We start from the raw sequence: 14,404 nt of genomic DNA on the forward strand, positions 1-14,404 counted from the left end.
TTCATACTTGTTTCCTGTATGATTGCGCAATTATTTTTACAACATTTTCAGCCAAAAAAGGTCTGCCTCATCAAACGCGTTATCAACCTATGTAAAAAGGTTTTAGGCTCTAAAGCAAATAAAACCAGTAAAACAGTAACAACTCTTCAAGAGCCAATTGTGCTGACACGTGATCAGCACCCTATTTCTCGACAATTTATCAGTGAAAGTGCCCTTAAAGTATTATATCGCCTCAATAAAGGAGGTTACGATGCTTACCTTGTTGGCGGCGGTGTTCGTGATATTTTACTCGGTTTAAAACCAAAAGATTTTGATATTGCTACTAATGCAACACCTGAGCAAATTAAGGCTTTATTTAGAAACTGCCGATTAATTGGTCGTCGATTTCGCCTAGCCCATATCGTTTTTGGTAGAGAAATTATTGAAGTAGCTACTTTTCGTGGCCACCACGATGAAAAAGAAAGCCAAGATAAAAAAACCTCAAAGCAAAGCGAACATGGCATGCTGTTACGTGACAATATTTACGGTAGCATTGAAGAAGACGCCGAGCGTCGTGATTTCACCATAAATGCGCTGTACTATTCCACTAAAGATTTTAAAGTTTATGACTTTGCTAACGGTGTTAAAGACGTTGAAGACAAAGTTATTCGCTTGATTGGCGATGTGGAAACTCGCTATCGTGAAGATCCGGTACGTATGTTGCGCGCTATACGTTTTGCCACCAAGTTAGACATGGATATTGAGGCGCAAACAAAAGCGCCAATAAAATCTCTAGCACCATTGATGGCAAATATTCCCGCGGCACGCATGTTTGAAGAGTTTTTAAAATTATTTATTTCAGGTAAAGCCGTTGCTAACTTTGAACAATTACGTCACTACCAATTATTTAAATTCTTCTTCCCTGCGGTAGATCAAGCACTGGATAATAATGACGAGCAATTAAAACGCTTTATCTTATTAGCGATGGAGAATACTGATAAACGTATCAACAATGAACAACGAGTCACTCCTGCGTTTTTATTTGCTGCAATGCTTTGGTATCCATTACAAAATTACATTAAACAAATTAATCTCAATAGCTCTCTAGCGCCTCAAGATGCTTTTTTTGCAGCCCTTAACGAAATAATGCCTGAGCAGCAACGTAGTATCTCCATTCCAAAACGCTTTCAAGGAGTAATGAAAGACATTTGGATATTACAAGATAAATTAGCTCGTCGTGAAGGCAAGAAAGCTTTTAAAGCATTTGAGCACCCTAAATTTCGGGCCGGGTATGACTTCTTATTATTGCGTAGTGAAATAGAATCGGACAATACACAACTAAGTGAGTTAGCCAAGTGGTGGACAGATTTTCAAAATGTCTCACCTGAAGCGAAACAACAAATGGTTAAAGGTATTAAAGGCGGACAAAACCGCCGCAGAACACCTAGAAAACGCCGCAAGCCGTCAGCTAAATCTTCTGCAGAGTAAAATGCGACATGAGCACTTCTAATACGACAGCTTATATTGGCTTAGGCAGTAATTTATCTGAGCCAATTCAACAAGTTAAACAAGCAATAGAAGCGATTAAAACCATACCTCAAAGTCAACTAAAGGCTTGTTCTTCTTTATATCTTAGCAAGCCAATGGGCCCACAAGATCAAGATGATTTTATCAACGCGGTTGTTGCAATTGATACAAGATTAACTCCATTAGAGCTACTTGACGCGTTGCAAGCTATCGAAAATAAAGCCGGTAGAGTGCGAAAAGAAAACCGTTGGGGCGCTCGTATTTTAGATCTTGATATTATCCTTTTTGGCCATAAAATCATTAGCTGTGAACGCCTTACGATTCCGCACTATGGCATGACTGAACGTGAATTCGTTTTATTGCCATTAGCAGAAATTGCCAGTGACCTAACTTTACCTAATGGTGAAAGTGTAAAACTTTTGAGCCAAAACATTGCTAACAATGCCATGGTAAAACTAAGCTAAGCAATATCCGTATATTGCAGTAGAAAAAGAATTGTGCGAAAGTAGTGAAACTGAGTAATTACTCAACTCTAATATTAAACGCAACCTACGTCTTGAGAACCTTATGGCTAAAATAACCACATCAACCTTGTTAAAAATGAAGCAACAAGGGGAAAAAATTTCAACGATTACCGCCTATGATGCAAGCTTTGCCAAGCTATTTGATCAAGCAGGTATTCACGCTATATTAATTGGTGATTCACTAGGCATGGTGTTACAAGGTCAAGATGACACCTTACCCGTTTCAATTGACGATATGGCTTACCATACTCAATGCGTAAGACGAGGCGTTGAAAATACCTTAGTCATTGGCGATATGCCCTTTATGACTTATGCAAGCACAGAACAGGCGCTAACCAATGCTACCAAGTTGATGCAAGCTGGAGCGAGTATGGTAAAAATGGAAGGTGGCTCTTGGCTTGCTGATACCATTAAATCATTGGTTGAACGAGGAATTCCTGTGTGTGCTCACCTAGGACTAACACCGCAATCGGTAAATGTATTCGGTGGCTTTAAAGTACAAGGTCGTGAAAAAGAGCATGCCGATAAAATGATCCAAGATGCTCAAGCTTTAGAAGCGGCTGGAGCTCAACTGTTAGTATTAGAGTGTATTCCTGAGCCACTAGGTAAAGCTATCTCAGAGGCAATATCTATCCCTACAATAGGTATTGGTGCAGGTAAATATACTGATGGCCAAATCTTAGTTATGCATGATGCGTTAGGGATTTCTTGTAGCTATATGCCTAAATTCTCTCGTAACTTTATCAAAGAAACCGGCGATATTAAAAAAGCCATTGAACTTTATATTAGCGAAGTATCAGCGGGTAACTTCCCTGGCGACGATCATATATTCAAATAGGCAGGTTGGCCGTTAGGCTCACTTCAATATCAGGCTAAGGCCTAATCTAGAAAGTAAGAACATCATGAACACAGTTGAAAATATTAAAGATTTACGCGCCCAAGTTAAAGAATGGCGAATGCAAGGACTCACCATAGCTTTTGTACCAACTATGGGTAATTTGCATGACGGTCACTTGGCGCTAGTAAAGTCTGCTCACAAATATGCGGATAAAGTTATTGTCAGTATTTTTGTTAATCCAATGCAATTTGGTTTAAGTGAAGATATTGACAACTACCCAAGAACGTTAGCACAAGATAAAAGCAGCTTAATCTCGGTGAATACTGACTTATTATTTACCCCAACAGCCGATACTATTTATCCAAAAGGGTTTGGTGAAAATAGTTATGTTGAAGTGCCTAATATTTCTAATTTGCATTGTGGCGCTAGTCGTCCGGGGCATTTTCGAGGTGTAGCCACTGTTGTATGTAAATTATTTAACCTAGTACAACCTGATGTCGCCTGCTTTGGCTCTAAAGATTATCAGCAGCTACAAGTGATTAAAACCATGGTTGAAGATTTATCGATGCCTGTGGATATTATTCCGGTAGAAATAATTCGTGAAACTTCTGGCCTTGCCATGAGCTCACGTAATGGATACCTCACCCCTGAAGAAATGGCAATTGCGCCATCGCTTTATCTAACCTTACAATGGTTAAGTGAACAGTTACGAGCCAGTCATCAACCTCGAGATTATGCTGCACTTATCATGCAAGCGAGTGAGAAGTTTGAACAGGCAGGCTTAAAAACTGATTACATTAACTTGTGTCACGCACAAACGCTAGAGCCAGCACTGCCAAGTGATAAAGAAGTGGTAATTCTCGCTGCCGCGTATTTAGGTAAAGCACGACTCATTGATAACTTACCGGTTAGCTTGTAAGTTTTAGTCTATTGTAGGTGGCGTTTAAGCTTCATATCTTGTCAACATAAATGCTCACCTACAATTACTTCAGTTGCGATAATATTTAAGACTTCGCCAATAACTGCGGTAAGAAATTTTCACTTTCTTGAGCCAATACACACTGCTCAGCTAAAATATCATGTAAGTTTTGTTTACTGGTTAATGGATTCGCTAACACCACTCTGAAAACAATCACTTTTTCGCCATTATAACGTCCCACTTGAATACGAGTACGAGAGACAAATGAGCGACCGTCTTCACGCTGACGCTTTTGAATAAACTTCGTTAATTTACCTAACAATAAATTAATCTCTGACTGTTGTTGTTCGTCAACATTGGCTAATAGTGCCTGCACAGATTTAGGAACATAGCGATATGTGAGTAAACAAAGCTCAGGCTTAGTGATCAATTCAAAATCTTCATGCTGATTGATAATATCGGCAAAATATTCTGCTTTCTCTATCGCTTGGTTGATAAGCATTTCATAACCCGGACGGCTAATAATATGCAAACTTGCATACACTAGCATCGCCATACCAGGGCGTGAGCCTTCTAGCGTATGACTACCCAGATCTTTAGAGCCTTTTCGTAATATATACTCAGCATGGTGTTCTATATCAGCTACTGAAGAGGGATCTTTAAACAAAACAACCCCTGCCCCCATAGGAACATACATTTGTTTATGGGCATCAATTGTCACTGAATCAGCGCGCTCTATTCCTTTGAGAAGACCTCGGTGTTTATTTGATAATAAAGTCGCGCCCCCCCAAGCAGCGTCAACATGGAAAAAACACTGATACTGCTCAGCCACATCGGCCATTTTATCAAGCGGGTCAACATTACCGGTTTCAGTGGTACCCGCAACACCAACAATAGCTAATACTTTAATATTCTTTGCGGTAAGCTCTGCACACTTTTGCGCTAATTTCTGACAATCTATTTTATTATTTTCATCTGTTTCAATAGCGATGACACTGTCTTGGCCAATCCCCAAGATATCGGCTGACTTTTGCAAGGAGTAATGACCTCGCTCAGAAACTAGAATGGCTAAACCTTGATAGCCATAATGTTGTAATGCCGAGAATAACCCTGAGCGGGTAATACCTTTAAAATCGCCGTCCGCTTTCAGTAACTTATTACGTGCCACCCAAAGGGCTGTAATATTCGCAACCGTTCCACCTGAACAAAAGGCACCTAAAGAATGATTGGCACTGTGCATCCACGCCTGATAGAAATCTTCATCTTGCTGGTAAACCAAGTTGTGCATCATACCCAGCACTTGGCGCTCTAAGGGTGTAAAGGCTTTTGAGGTCTCCACCTTAACTAGGTTCTGATTTAAGCCAACCATGAGTTTAGATAAAGGTAAGATAAAAGAAGGTAATGCTGAGGTCATATGACCAATAAAGCTAGGGCTTGCAGTATGTACCGATTGCGCAACGAGTTTATCTAACAAGTGGCGCATATGATCAGAAACAAACTCAGGTTGCTCTGGTATGTTTGGACTAATAAAGTCTTGCTCTATATCCGTTAAAGCATTTTTACTGGCAACAATATGGTTATTAAGAAAGCCAACAAGGTTGTGGGACATTTCTTGTTCAATTAACCCTAAAGTTGAATCGGGTGCTTCAGCAACAGTGAAAATTCTATGTAAAGATTCATTTGATGCTTGTGCTGTACGTTTGCTCTGCTTCATCGTTACGGTTAAAAGCCACTAAGGAGTTCATTTAATTGTGGCACTTTAATGAAAAAATGCATAAAAGTCTTCTATTTTCAGAATAAAGCGTATTGATAGTGACTATTTAGCTGCTAATTAACCATTGTACTGGCGTAAATTAAACCTGCTTGAATACCGCTAATTAGCACAAACACTATCAACAATATTTCATTTTTAACCGCTTTCATGGCATTTTCCTTTTTAATATTTAAATAATAATAAAAAGTAATCAACTGTCATGCCAAAACACTAACATCATGATTTATAGTTAATTTTAACAAAACACCATTAATAGCAAATACCCAACAGTAGTCAATATCACTATTAAATAGTAAATATTACCCCTTAACGATTAAGTACCAACTGCCAGCAATCTTGCCCACTAGCTTGGTATTTTGCCTCAAAAGGCGTTAATGGCTGCTCAATATCTTGAAGTTTAACTATTTCGCCCGATAAATTTACTTTGGCTGCAGCTTGTTGAAACTCTTGTAAATACAAAGGCCAATTACTACGCAAAACAAGCGTTTTTCCGATACTCGTCATCTGCGGAAATACCGCACTACCATGCCAGCGTCGTTGTAAATGTTTTGATTTAGGCCAAGGATTAGGGTACAAAATATAATGCAAAGCAACAGGCCAATTCGCGTCTTTTACTAAGCGATAAAAGTCATTTAAATCGGCTCGAACAAGATGGTAATTATTTGCTTGATAACCGTCTTCTTCAGAAAAACCTTCAACATTTTTATTGATGCGATGCGCAGATTTATCAACACCAATCACTATGGCCTGTGGATTTTTTTCTGCTAATAAACGTGTACTTTGGCCAACGCCACAGCAGGCGTCTAAAATAATCTCACCTTCAGGATTAGCCGCTAAAAAAGCTTGTACATGACTATCCATTTCAGCAAAAGCTTGCTTAGTATGCTCTTGATAAGGCTTTTGAAATGGATGTGATAGATGTTTTTCTACCACTTCATCAAGCTTTTCATGTATGCCATCTTGATTAGAAATAATCGCTTTAGAATCACCCGTTATATCTTTTGTCATCTGCAACTTCCCTTTAACTTCGTAAGCCAATGCCTTTGCTAATTAACGTCATGGCAACAGTAAATAATGTCACAATGAAGAAGCCAATTACTGCAAATGCAGTGGTAATGTTGACGTCTGAGATACCTAAGAATCCATATCTAAAGGCATTCACCATATAGACTATTGGATTGATTTGCGAAACGCCTTGCCAAAAATCAGGTAATAAGCTGATTGAATAGAACACACCGCCAAGGTAAGTTAATGGTGTTAAGACAAAAGTAGGAATTATCGAGATATCATCAAAACTTCCGGCAAAGATGGCATTAATCAAGCCACCTAACGAGAAAGTCGCAGAAGTTAGCGACACTGTCGCAATGATAATCCAAATATTATGAATCTTGATATCAACAAAAAATAGTGAGACCAAGGTAACAATTAGGCCGACTAAAATGCCACGTGCCATACCACCACCAACATAGCCGGCTACAATCACCCAGTTAGGAACAGGCGCAACAAGCATTTCTTCAACATTGCGTTGCCATTTAGCACTAAAAAATGATGAGGCAACGTTAGAGTATGAGTTAGTAATAACACTCATCATAATTAAGCCAGGTACGATAAATGACATATAGTCAAAACCGCCCATTTCTCCTATACGCGAACCAATTAGCGAGCCAAAGATAACAAAATACAAACTGATAGTAATTGCTGGTGGCACTAAGGTTTGCACCCATATACGCATAAAGCGCTGAATTTCTTTATGTAAAATACTTTTTAAGGCGATGGAGTTATTCATAATATTAAGCCTCGACTGCTGTTGATTTTTTTGAGATGAGGTTAACGAACAAGGCTTCTAAGCGGTTACTTTTATTACGCATACTTAACACGCCGACACCTTGTGTTGATAACTGTTCAAATACTTGATTAAGGGTTTGCTTTTTATGTAAATCGACTTCTAATGTATGACTATCTAGAAACCTATGCTCGATATCATTGAGGCTAACTTCTTGATCTTGACAATCTAAATCTAACACAAAGGTTTCAATATCTAATTGTGATAACAAGGCTTTCATACTGGTATCTTCAACGATTTCGCCACCATCAATAATGGCGATATTTCGACATAACATCTCTGCTTCTTCAAGATAATGCGTGGTAAGAATTATAGTAATACCTTCTTCATTGAGTTCACGTAAAAATTCCCACATATCTCGGCGCACTTCAATATCAACACCGGCGGTTGGCTCATCTAAAATCAACATTTTAGGCTCATGCATTAACGCTCGCGCTATCATCAATCGGCGTTTCATTCCACCAGAGAGAGTCCGAGCGGCAACGTTACGTTTATCCCATAACTCTAACTGTTTTAAATACTTTTCTGCTCGTTCAATAGCAACTTTTCGAGTAACACCATAATAGCCCGCTTGGTTAACTAAAATATTCATTAACGGTTCAAACTGACTGAAGTTGAATTCTTGCGGAACCAAGCCAATAAATGACTTTGCCTTTTCTAAGTCGCTATCAATATCATGACCATAAACTTTTACCTGCCCTTGGCTTTTATTGACTAGTGAAGTGATCACGCCAATCGTAGTTGATTTACCGGCACCGTTAGGGCCAAGCAAAGCAAAAAAATCACCTTGTTTTACACGTAAATCAATACCTTTAAGTGCCTGAAAACCGCCTTTGTAGGTTTTGGCTAAATCAGAAATTTCTAATGCATAAGTCATGGGCTTACCTTGTTAAAATTCTCGAAGAAAACTACTGTCTCTTGGGCTGTTTAATATGGTGCTATTAATTATAATTTCAACCCTATTAGCAAATCCGTTTTTAAAAAGCTAATAGCGAATAAAATAGTTAATCATAAAAGCTTGATAATGGTTAGATACGTACTGAAACTGCTTATGCTATAATTGCTAACATTGGTTTCAATTTCCTTTTTATCGATTAAATACATGTCAAAAAACACGCTATCAATTCGCGAAAAAACCATTTTCGACGGAATTTTCACTAAATACTTTTTAAAATCAATCTTCACCCTGTGGTTTAAATTAGCAGGTTGGAAAGTATGTAAATATCCACCTGAAGGTGCAGGTGTTACTATTGCCGCGCCTCATACTTCGAATTGGGATTTTATTTATGCACTCGGTGCTGCCATTTTCCACGATGTTAAAATTTATTTCTCAATCAAAGACAGTATGTGCAAAACCCCTGTACTGGGAAAATTGTTAATGTGGATGGGAGCAATGCCAATTGATCGCTCTCCTAACGGTCAAGGACAGGTTGAACAAATAAAAGCTTTTATTGATTCTCAAAAAGGCCAACGAATTTTTTTCTTATTCACACCAGAAGGTACTCGTGGCTCAGTAAAAAAATGGAAGACAGGGTTTTATCATGTGGCTGAGGGCTGTAATTTGCCTATTTTTCTTGCGAAAGTAGACTACTTAAGCAAAGAAGCCGGTGTTTTTCATACCTTTCAACTTACCGGTGACAAAGAAGAAGATATTCAAGCGATGCAAGCATCATATAAAAGTGTTCACGGTAAATACCCTAAAGATCAATATCCTCCCTATAGTGGCCAGTTACCATCAATATCAGAGTCAGAAGCCGCTATAATTCGCGCGCTTTATTCATTTAAAGGTGTTGCCACTCAAATGGAAATTAACACCAAAGCTAAACTAGCAGAGCTATCAGGCCAAATGTTAACGTTATTAGTAGAAAAAGGTTTACTAGAAAAGCACACTAAATCTAACAACAGCAATGAAACCACTTACCAGCTAACATTTGCTGGTAAGGGCTACGTATTGCATTTATCACCTACGCTTTAACACGCACAAATGATTTAACCTAGGTTATTTAACAAACACAGCGCTCGATAAGGCCGGCACCGTAAAGCCTTGCTTATCAGCGCGACTTTGTTTAATAAGATTATCGACACTATTTTTCTGGATAGCATGCAATTGATATTCACTCGCCTGAGGATAAGCAAAGGTTTGCACTTTATCACTCATATTAAAGACTAGGATTAAGCCCTCAACATTTTCATCAATACGCTGGCCTTTAGTATCGTCAATTTTCATTACGATTAAACCAAGCTGAGCATTATCCGTATTGAGAAAGCTCACTTTATCAATAATATCTGTCGCTGTGGTGAGTCTAAACAGTGGCGAATTCATACGAATGGCTAACATTTCTTTAAACAACTCACTACTTAGCTCAATATGATTAGCTTCAACATGATCTCGACCTTCGTGACCTTTTAATACCTCTGCAATTAAAGGCCAGTTATCTTGATCTTTATCTGCTGGTGGTAAGCCAATATTGTAGTAGTTATTTTGTTTCGAAAAATCAACGCGGTTAAACCAATCACTATAATCGTAACTATCTCTTAGGAAAGATTTAGAGCGTAAGAACTCGCTGCCCATATGTAAAAATGGAATGCCTTGTGCGAATAAAGTGAATGACAAGCTTTGTACGTGCATTCTTACTCTATCTTCAGTCGACACATCAAAAGCTAAACGATACTGACTATTATCCCATAATGTTTGATTATCATGCTTAGAAACATAATTAATGGTATCGGCCGGATCTAAAGCATAACCTGTCGGTTGATCACCATAAGGAACATCCTTACCTAGTACTATTTTTCCATTAAGCGCTTTAATTGGAAAAGTCGCTAAGTTGCCCGCTAAACCAACACGTAATTGGTCAATACGCTCTGAGAATTCTCGCTCTGCTCCTGCTTTAGTTTGTTTCTCATTCGGTAAAAGCAATAAGCCATTACCTAAGCCCTGTGAATCACGGGTATTGTTACCACCGCCGCGCACTGCATCACGTAATCTATCACTAAAGGTACCAATTTCAGTGCCCCCTAGCTCTAATTGACTGGCTTGAACAAAACGACTGTTATTGGCTACTTCACCAAAGTTCCACCCTTCACCATAGAAGTAGGTGTCACTATCTACTGCGCGAACCGCTTCTCTTGCCGACAGCATAGCCGCTTTGGTTTGGTGACCCATTAAATCAAAACGAAAGCCATCAATTTTGTAATCTCGGGCCCAAGTCACTAACGAATCAGTCATCAGTTTTGCCATCATCGCTCGCTCAGTAGCCGTGTTACCACAGGTATAACAGGTAGATTGCTCTACGATACCTGTCATAATATTTAATCTATGGTAATAACCCGGAACGATTTTATCTAATACAGATTTTTCGGCTAAGCCAAACTGAAAAGTATGGTTGTAAACTACATCCATAATGACTCTAAAGCCTAATTCATGAATGCTTTGAACCATTTGTCTAAATTCAACTAAACGACTTTTCCCTTGAGGATTTAACGCATAACTTCCTTCTGGAACCGTATAATGAAAAGGATCATAGCCCCAGTTAAAATTATCAAATTGACGTAGCTCACTCACGACTAACTGTGCTTGTTCAGTGCTGACATCAAAGCTTGCTAATAAAGATTTTAACGTTTGCTTTTCATTATATTCTTCAACACAAATACTGATAGTAGGCGCATCAGCACAAACTTTTCCTTTAACGACGGCAATGGTGTCATTAATATCCACCACTTGTGACGAATCTTCGTTAATGCTAGCCAAATCATAAGTAGGTAATAAATGAATATTGTTTAAACCGGCTTGTTTAAGCGCTTTTAAATGTTTAATACCATTCGATTCTTGTTCACTAAAAGCTTGGTATTTACCACGAATTTCATCAGAGGAAAGTGCGGTATCGTCAAAGCTAAAATCTCTAATATGTACTTCATAGAAAATATTATCTTCAACATTTTTGATACTAGGTACCTGATGATTCTCCCAATTTTCAGGCTTAGTTGAATCATCATTTAAATCCACCACTTGTGAAAACTCACTATTGACTGACAAACTTAAAGAATACGGGTCTGTGGTAACAAGTGTTTCAATCTTTTGTGTTTCAGGATGGTAGACCGTTATTTGATATTGATAATAAGCGCCGCTAAGCGATTTATCCCCAGACGTTGACCAAACACCTGTATGGCTATCTTCAACCATAGCTAGTTTCGGTGTCGAAGCTGGTGTTAAGTCATCATTAAACAACAGTAACTCAACTTGTTGTGCGGTTGGCGCCCATAACTTAAAATTAACAGTGTCTGAGGTAATAGTCGCACCTAAATCAGTAACCTCATCGGCATCGTTATCCCCTTGTGTATATAGCGTATCAATCACCGCACCGGTTTGTACAAAAGAAACATTTTTTACTTCTGCCGCTTTATTCAGTGCAACGACAAGTAACTCTTGTTTTAGCCAAGTTTTTGCTTGCGAGGCTGACAGCGGCACTTGATAGGCTTGAAAATCCGCTAAATGGGGAAATTTTTCAACTATTGCCTTAGGGAGTGCTGCCGTCGATAAAGTAATGGCATCAAAGTTACCTTGGGCAGTATTTATCAGCTGATATAGCACTTTATCTTCAGACTTTGGCATAACCAATAATTCAGGGGTTAACCAGTGAGCAGAGCTTGAAGTGGCTTGGCTGGCTAACGCTTGGGCAATGCTAGCATTAAGCTGTGTTGTTGATTCAGCCCCACCAGATTTTGGGTTATCACCACAGGCAGCTAACAATATCGAAGCAGAAAGTGCTGCATAGGTCAGAAGTGATTTTGAAGTCTTTGTCATAATAGCAATTCTTGTTAATTTTTATTGCTATTAACTTACTCGGTACAGCTACAGAAACAAACTAATTTCACCAGAGTGCATACGTATTCAACGCCAACTAACCTAAAGAGACTAAATACATTTATTAATCGCAAAATTTAGCGTTTTTATCGTTATGCTATTGCCTAATACTGATAATTAAGTACAAACTATGTCACCCAAATAAATTAGGAAGATCTATGCCTTTTAAAAAATCATTACTATGTGTTGCACTTACCAGCATTTTTATTGCTGCCTGCACCCCTCCATCGCCAACAGCGACTGCAGATAAAAAACCAGCCAGTATTGAAAGTCCTGCTGAAATGAATGCATCACAACAAGCTAATCAATTATTCGATGAAATCTTTGATGCCGGCGTTGATCGTAGCCCTATGATGCAAACTTATTTAGGCATAAAAAAAGATTACGGTAAATGGAATGATATCTCTGAAGAAAATAGCCTAAAAGAGCTAAATATTACCAAGCAAGATTTAATACGTGTCCAGGCGATTGATCCTTCTGGTTTAGATGCACAGACTAAGTTGTCTCATCAGTTATTAATTCAAAAACTAGAAAATGAAATTGCTGATTATAAATGGCGCTTTCATACATACCCAGTTAATCAAATGTACGGTTTACACTCAGGTATCCCGGCATTTTTGATTAACCAGCACTCGATTGTTGATGTTAAACAAGCTCAAGATTATATTTCGCGCCTAGTGGGTATCGAAGTACTTATCGAGCAACTGGTTGAGCAACTGAAAATTCGTCAAGAAAAAGGAATTATCGCCCCGAAATTTGTTTTTGCTCATGTGATCAGAGACTCTGAAAACATCTTAAAAGGCGCACCTTTTGAAGAAGGAACTGACAGTACTTTGTTGGCAGACTTTAGCAAGAAAGTTAATAAGCTTGAGATCAGCGCTGAAGAAAAACAAACATTGATCAGTGATGCCAACAAAGCATTATTATCGCAAGTAAAACCGGCATACTCTTCATTAGTGACTTATTTAAAAGATCTTGAAAAAGTAGCTGACACACGCGACGGTGCATGGAAGTTCCCTGATGGTGAAGCCTATTACAATAATGCTTTACAACGCACCACAACAACAGATTTAACTGCCGATGAAATCCATAGCATTGGCTTAAAAGAAGTTGACCGAATTCATAATGAAATGCGCGATATTATGAAAAAAGTTAATTTTGAAGGTGATTTGAACGAATTCTTTGAATTTATGCGTCATGATAAACAGTTTTATTATGCCGATGATGAAGCAGGAAGAACGCAGTATTTAAATGAAGCCACCGCCCTTATTGATGAAATGAAGGGTCACTTAGACGAATTATTCATTACTAAGCCTAAAGCAGAGCTAGTGGTTAAACGTGTCGAAGCATTTAGAGAAAAATCAGCGGGTAAAGCCTTTTACCAGCAACCGGCACCAGATGGCTCTCGCCCTGGTTTCTATTATGCCAATTTATATAAAATGGAAGCCATGCCGACTTATCAAATGGCGGCATTAGCCTATCATGAGGGACTTCCAGGTCACCACATGCAAATAGCGATAAAACAAGAGCTAACCGGTATTCCTAAATTCAGACGTTTTGGTAGATATACCGCCTACGTTGAAGGTTGGGGACTATATTCTGAGCTAATTCCAAAAGAAATTGGTTTTTATCAAGACCCATATTCAGATTTTGGCCGTTTAGCGATGGAGTTATGGCGAGCTTGTCGATTGGTAGTTGATACCGGTATTCACGTTAAAAAATGGACAGTTGAGGAAGGCTTAAATTATTACGTCAATAATACCCCCAATGCAAAATCTGATGCAGTAAAAATGGCTGAACGTCATGTAGTCATGCCTTCTCAAGCAACCGCTTATAAAGTGGGGATGTTAAAAATTGTTGAAATTAGAGCTAAAGCGAAAAAAGCGTTAGGTGATAAATTTGATATTCGCCAATTCCATGAAGTGGTCTTGAGTAATGGTCCAGTGCCATTGAATGTACTTGAAGATTTAGTCGATAAATATATCGAAAGCAATTTATAAATTGGCACGATTAAAATCCCACCTACGTATTGAGTTTATAAAGTAGGCGGGAACTTGTTCGCGCTTTAAAATGCTTATTTGATTAACTTCACAAAAAAGCCGAGCAAGTTACCTTGCTCGGCTTTTTTTATACACT

General features: G+C 38.6%; 11 protein-coding genes. 6 read left to right on the plus strand and 5 right to left on the minus strand.

Features of this window, described 5'->3' with window-relative positions:
* Positions 1 to 18 precede the first annotated feature (18 nt).
* The 4 genes from pcnB (at position 19) to panC (ending at position 3,787) form a co-directional block, all read left to right on the plus strand.
* Positions 19 to 1,467, plus strand: coding sequence for a polynucleotide adenylyltransferase PcnB (gene pcnB, locus AC27IF_RS05025; protein WP_487052641.1), 1,449 nt, complete (start codon positions 19 to 21; stop codon positions 1,465 to 1,467).
* Between the two features lie 8 nt (positions 1,468 to 1,475).
* Positions 1,476 to 1,970, plus strand: a complete 495-nt coding sequence (gene folK, locus AC27IF_RS05030; RefSeq protein ID WP_487052642.1) for a 2-amino-4-hydroxy-6-hydroxymethyldihydropteridine diphosphokinase — start codon at positions 1,476 to 1,478, stop codon at positions 1,968 to 1,970.
* 103 nt (positions 1,971 to 2,073) lie between these two features.
* Positions 2,074 to 2,868 (plus strand): 3-methyl-2-oxobutanoate hydroxymethyltransferase, encoded by a 795-nt coding sequence (gene panB, locus AC27IF_RS05035; RefSeq protein ID WP_487052643.1) that lies wholly within the window; start codon positions 2,074 to 2,076, stop codon positions 2,866 to 2,868.
* Positions 2,869 to 2,932: 64 nt separating this feature from the next.
* Positions 2,933 to 3,787, plus strand: a complete 855-nt coding sequence (gene panC, locus AC27IF_RS05040) for a pantoate--beta-alanine ligase (RefSeq protein ID WP_487052644.1) — start codon at positions 2,933 to 2,935, stop codon at positions 3,785 to 3,787.
* 85 nt (positions 3,788 to 3,872) lie between these two features.
* Here panC and panP read toward each other — a convergent pair whose 3' ends face one another.
* The 4 genes from panP to AC27IF_RS05060 form a co-directional block, all read right to left on the minus strand.
* Positions 3,873 to 5,501: a pyridoxal-dependent aspartate 1-decarboxylase PanP gene (gene panP / locus AC27IF_RS05045; RefSeq protein WP_487052645.1), complete on the minus strand. Its 1,629-nt coding sequence runs from the start codon at positions 5,499 to 5,501 to the stop codon at positions 3,873 to 3,875.
* A gap of 366 nt (positions 5,502 to 5,867) precedes the next feature.
* Positions 5,868 to 6,569 (minus strand): tRNA (guanine(46)-N(7))-methyltransferase TrmB, encoded by a 702-nt coding sequence (trmB, locus tag AC27IF_RS05050; protein WP_487052646.1) that lies wholly within the window; start codon positions 6,567 to 6,569, stop codon positions 5,868 to 5,870.
* Between the two features lie 13 nt (positions 6,570 to 6,582).
* Entirely contained in the window at positions 6,583 to 7,347 is a 765-nt protein-coding gene (locus tag AC27IF_RS05055; protein ID WP_487052647.1) for an ABC transporter permease, read from the minus strand.
* A gap of 4 nt (positions 7,348 to 7,351) precedes the next feature.
* A complete protein-coding gene (locus AC27IF_RS05060; protein WP_487052648.1) occupies positions 7,352 to 8,281 on the minus strand; it encodes an ABC transporter ATP-binding protein in 930 nt (309 codons plus the stop codon).
* Positions 8,282 to 8,506: 225 nt separating this feature from the next.
* On the opposite strand from AC27IF_RS05060, the gene AC27IF_RS05065 reads away from it, so the two are divergent.
* On the plus strand, positions 8,507 to 9,379 hold the full coding sequence (locus tag AC27IF_RS05065) for a 1-acyl-sn-glycerol-3-phosphate acyltransferase (RefSeq protein ID WP_487052649.1): 873 nt from the start codon (positions 8,507 to 8,509) through the stop codon (positions 9,377 to 9,379).
* Between the two features lie 24 nt (positions 9,380 to 9,403).
* On the opposite strand, the gene pulA is transcribed toward AC27IF_RS05065, so the two are convergent.
* Positions 9,404 to 12,208, minus strand: coding sequence for a pullulanase-type alpha-1,6-glucosidase (pulA, locus tag AC27IF_RS05070; RefSeq protein ID WP_487052650.1), 2,805 nt, complete (start codon positions 12,206 to 12,208; stop codon positions 9,404 to 9,406).
* 218 nt (positions 12,209 to 12,426) lie between these two features.
* Here pulA and AC27IF_RS05075 point away from each other — a divergent pair, with 218 nt between their 5' ends.
* Complete coding sequence (locus tag AC27IF_RS05075; RefSeq protein WP_487052651.1) at positions 12,427 to 14,268, plus strand: DUF885 domain-containing protein; 1,842 nt, start codon at positions 12,427 to 12,429, stop codon at positions 14,266 to 14,268.
* The last annotated feature ends 136 nt before the right edge of the window (positions 14,269 to 14,404 follow it).

This window comes from Colwellia sp. KS18-150, from assembly GCF_057551365.1.